This is a genomic window from Polaromonas sp. P1_E1_2 (assembly GCF_056406035.1).
The window spans coordinates 1-4,439 of record NZ_JBFUAZ010000347.1 but is presented as its reverse complement, the minus strand read 5'-3'; the positions used below and the strand labels follow the sequence as shown (position 1 = coordinate 4,439).

General features: G+C 61.8%; 5 protein-coding genes. 4 read left to right on the top strand and 1 reads right to left on the bottom strand.

Annotated features, from left to right (window positions below; all coding sequences use genetic code 11):
• The coding region (locus AC1D1P_RS15300; protein ID WP_477673572.1) for an iron-containing alcohol dehydrogenase at positions 1-699 on the bottom strand (699 nt) is incomplete at its 3' end.
• Positions 700-812: 113 nt separating this feature from the next.
• Here AC1D1P_RS15300 and AC1D1P_RS15295 point away from each other — a divergent pair.
• The 4 genes from AC1D1P_RS15295 to AC1D1P_RS15280 all read left to right on the top strand — a co-directional run.
• Positions 813-1,679 (top strand): 2-keto-4-pentenoate hydratase, encoded by an 867-nt coding sequence (locus AC1D1P_RS15295; protein WP_477673571.1) that lies wholly within the window; start codon positions 813-815, stop codon positions 1,677-1,679.
• Positions 1,680-2,648, top strand: a complete 969-nt coding sequence (locus AC1D1P_RS15290; protein ID WP_477673570.1) for an alpha/beta hydrolase — start codon at positions 1,680-1,682, stop codon at positions 2,646-2,648.
• Positions 2,645-3,502, top strand: coding sequence for a YbgC/FadM family acyl-CoA thioesterase (locus tag AC1D1P_RS15285; protein ID WP_477669549.1), 858 nt, complete (start codon positions 2,645-2,647; stop codon positions 3,500-3,502). The genes AC1D1P_RS15290 and AC1D1P_RS15285 overlap by 4 nt, the downstream gene beginning before the upstream one ends.
• A 71-nt stretch (positions 3,503-3,573) precedes the next feature.
• A partial coding sequence (locus AC1D1P_RS15280) for a hypothetical protein (RefSeq protein ID WP_477673569.1) occupies positions 3,574-4,439 on the top strand: 866 nt, incomplete at its 3' end.

Below are 4,439 nucleotides of genomic sequence, written 5' to 3'. Positions count from 1 at the left end.
GCCATCGCGCGTGGCCCGTTCGATATGGGCCCAGCCGCGTTCCAGGCCGTCCAGCGCGATGCCGTCGGCCGGCGGGTTGAAGGCGGCTGACATGAAGGTCTCCATGCAATGCGCAATCGCGTCCATGCCGGTGGCCGCTGTCAGTTTGGCCGGCAGGCCCAATGTGAGCTCCGGATCGCAAATCGCCGTTTTCGGCACCAGATGCCAGGAATGAAACCCAAGCTTGCGGTGGTCATCCACAATGATGATGGYCCCGCGGGCGACTTCGCTGCCGGTGCCGCTGGTGGTGGGTACGGCAATCAGCGGGGCCGCGCGGTCCGTGATTTTCAGTGAACCGCCTTCAATGGTGGCGTAGGTCGTGAGCGGGCCTTCATGGGTTGCGGCAATCGCCACGCCTTTGGCGCAATCAATGGCTGAGCCTCCACCGACCGCGATCAGGCCGTCGCAGCCGGCGGACTTGTACAGCGCGGCGGCTGCGCGAACGGCTGCCTCGGTGGGATTCGAAGGGGTTTGGTCAAACACCGTCACCTGCACACCGGGCAGCGCGTCAAGCGCTTTTTGCAAAATACCTGCAGCCTTGACACCGGGGTCGGTGACGATGAGCGGACGGGTGATGCCGACACGCTCACATTCCTGCTTGAGCAATTTGATCGCGCCGAATTCAAACTGGATCTGGGTGACGTAATAGATAAAGGCCATGGTTTTGCTGTCTTTCGCGTTGTACGATGCTGGGCGGTTTTCCCGTGCCGCTCATCTTGCCCCAATCRGTTGCCCCAATCGGCTTGGCCCTACTTTAATAGCTGGAGATGCCCATGAATTGCAAGCAAACCCTGATGCTGGTCACCTTGGCGATAGCGGCTCTTCAGGCCAGGGCCGAATGTCTGAGCGATGCGCAAGTCGGCGACCTGGCCGAAAATATCGCTGCCAGACAACCTGCGGCAAACCCGGAAGGTCTCAACGAAGCCGATGGCGCCTGTACCCGCGCCAAACTCAATGCGCTGCTGGAAAAACGCCACGGCAAAGTGGTCGGCTACAAGGCAGGCCTTACCAACCCGGCGGTACAAAAACGCTTCAACTACGACCAACCCGTGTGGGGCAAGCTGTATGAGGGCATGGTGCTGCCCGGCGGGTCCGTGGTCGATGCGGCTTTTGGCGCGCGTCCGCTTTTTGAGGCCGACATGCTGGTGCGTGTCAAAAGTGCAGCCATCAACCAGGCCCGGACACCCCTGGACGTGCTTGAAGCCGTTGACCAGATCATTCCCTTTATCGAATTGCCCGATCTGGTCGTTCAGGCACCACCCCGACTCAATGGCCCGGCGGTCAGTGCCATCAATGTCGGTGCCCGGTTCGGTGTGGCCGGCACGCCCCTGGCCGTGCCCGTGACAAGGGCAGAGCGCCACGCCATGCTGGTCATGCTGGAAAACATGACCGTGGTGCTTGCAGACGGCAGCGGTGCAGAACTGGGAAGAGGCAAGGGCAGCGACATCCTCGGTCATCCGCTCAACGCAGTCGTCTGGCTGGCCGGCGCCCTGGCCAAAGAAGGTCTTGCCATGAAGCCAGGCGATTTGATCAGCCTGGGCTCGTTTTCACCCCTGCTGCCCCCCAAGCCAGGGTTGACCGCCACAGCGGCTTACCAGGGACTGGCCGGAGCGCAGCCTGTGTCGGTAACATTCAAATAAATGCGCCGCACCTCCCCTGAAGACTTGCTGACTCCCGCGATGCGGAATGTACTCAGCCGCATGGCGCGGGCCAGGCGCCCACCGTTTCGTACGCTCCCCCCCGCAGGGGCCAAAGCGGCCTACGAGGCGGGTGCGGGCGTGCTGGAAATTCCCCGGCCGGCCCTGGCGCGGGTCGAAGACCTGCTCATTCCCGCCAGGGATGGCTACAGCCTGCCTGCGCGCCTCTACGCCTCCTTAAATGACCGCCTGCCGGTGCTGATTTACTTTCATGGCGGCGGCTTCACCATCGGAAGTGTGGCAACGCATGATGTGCTGTGCCGGCAGCTCAGCCATCTGTCAGGTTGCGCGGTGATTTCCGTGGATTACCGGTTGGCACCGGAGTACAAATTTCCTGTAGCTGCCCATGATGCCTGGGATGCCCTGCAGTGGCTGACGGCACGGTCAACCAGCCTCGGTCTTGACGAAACCCGTGTGGCGGTCGGCGGCGACAGCGCGGGCGGCACGCTGGCAACCATGTGCGCCATCCTGGCCCGCGATGCCGGTTTGCCGCTGGCGCTGCAGCTGCTGTTTTACCCCGGTTGCGCCGCCCACCAGGACACACCGTCGCACCGGCTATTTGCTGATGGCTTTGTGYTCGAGGAAGCTGACATCACCTGGTTTTTCAACCACTATGTGCGAAGCCCCGCCGACCGCGAGGACTGGCGCTTCGCGCCGCTCAATGCGCCGGATGTGGACGGTGTGGCCCCGGCCTGGCTGGGCCTGGCAGAGTGCGATCCCCTGGTCGACGAGGGGGTGATGTATGCCGACAAGCTGCGCGYGGCCGGCGTGCCGGTCGATCTGGAAATCTACCGCGGCGTCACGCACGAGTTCATCAAGATGGGGCGCATCATTCCCGAAGCACGGCAAGCCCATGCGGACGCGGCTCGGGCACTGCGCCAGGCATTCAATCTTCCGGACAACACGCCATGAAACGACAGGAATTCCGATTTTTTCACCCGCTGCGGGTTCGCTGGGCCGAAGTGGACATGCAAAAAATCGTGTTCAACGCGCATTACCTGATGTACTTCGACACCGCCATTACCGACTACTGGCGCGCGCTGGCGCTGCCGTACGAGGAAACCATGCACAAGATGGGCGGTGACTTGTACGTGAAAAAGGCCACACTGGAATACCATGGCTCGGCACGCTTTGATGACCGGATCGATGTAGCGCTCAAGTGCGCACGCATCGGCAATTCATCGATGACATTCACAGGCGCGATGTTCAGGGCCGATGAACTGCTCATCGCCTGCGAACTCATCTACGTGTTTGCCGATCCCCTGACCCAGACGTCCCGACCCGTGCCGGATGCGCTGCGCAATCTGCTCGTGGGCTTTGAGGCCGGTGAGGCCATGGTGGACATCAGGACGGGTGATTGGGCCGCCTTGGGCGCCGACGCGGCCAGGGTCCGCACGGCCGTGTTTGTGCAGGAGCAGGGCATTCCGATGGAGATGGCGTGCGACGAAGCGGACCACCCGGCCGTACACGCCGTGGCCTATAACGGGTTGGGAGAGGGCATTGCGACCGGGCGGCTGGTGCGGCAAGCAGATGGCACGGCGAAGATCGGGCGCATGGCAGTGCACAAGGCGCTGCGCGGAGCTCACCTTGGCCAAAATCTTTTGAACGCGTTGATGGACGCCGCCCGGGATCGCGGAGACCATGAGGTCATGCTGCATGCGCAGCGCAGTGCGGAGGGCTTTTACCGGCGCCTTGGCTTTGAGGCCCGGGGTGAGCCTTTCGAAGAAGCCGGCATCTCCCACGTTGAGATGGTCAGAGCACCGTAACGGCGTTGTTGGTGCATGCGGTCGCCTGTGCGTACGGCCTGTTTCAAACACTCAGAAAGCTGATCGATCTCATGACCCCCCAAAAAACCGGCCCCGATGCGCGGGGACATTCCACCGTCGCAGGTACGGTAGCCAAGCTGGAGCCTGCTGACTCACCTGGCGTGGACTCCACGGCGGCCCTGCCTGCAGAGGTGGCGCAGGGCGGCGGCTGGATCACCGTGCTTCTTGCTTTCATGATGTTTGTGACGCCGGCAATTGGCGTGCCTCATGAAGAAATGCTGCAGGACACGCTGAAATCCATGGTGGTGTCGTTTTCCGCGATCAGTGCCGGCCTGATTTTCTGCTGGCAGCAGCGCCACCGGCGGGAGCCCCTGCGTTGGCATGCCCTCATGTGGTTACCCCTGTCGCTCATGTTTTACGCCCTGGCAAGCATGCTGTGGTCGCATGCCTATCTCGGTGGCGTGGAGGCCATCCGGTGGTTCGTCTTCAGCCTGCTGCTATGGCTGGGGCTCAATACCCTGTCAAGGGACCGGTTGCCTCATTTGGCCCTGGGGATTCATGCGGGCGCCCTCGTGGCTTCGCTCTGGACCGCACTTCAGTTCTGGTTTGATTTCACTTATTTTCCGCAGGGTCCGAATCCGGCGTCCACTTTTGTCAACCGCAACTTTTTTGCCGAATTTGCGGTCTGCACCGTTCCCTTCTCCTTTTATCTATTGATGCGGGCACGGGACTCGCTGCAAATATCGCTGCTGTCCTTGACCAACGGCTTTGTCGTTGTGGCGCTCATGATGACAGGGACACGTGGGGCATTGATGGCGTTATGGCTGCTGCTGATCTTTCTGCTGCCGCTCATCGCCATGCGCTACCGCCGGCAACTGGCGATTTCTTCGTGGCACCTCGGCCAGAAATTGTTGGCATGCGGGCTTCTGGCGGCCAC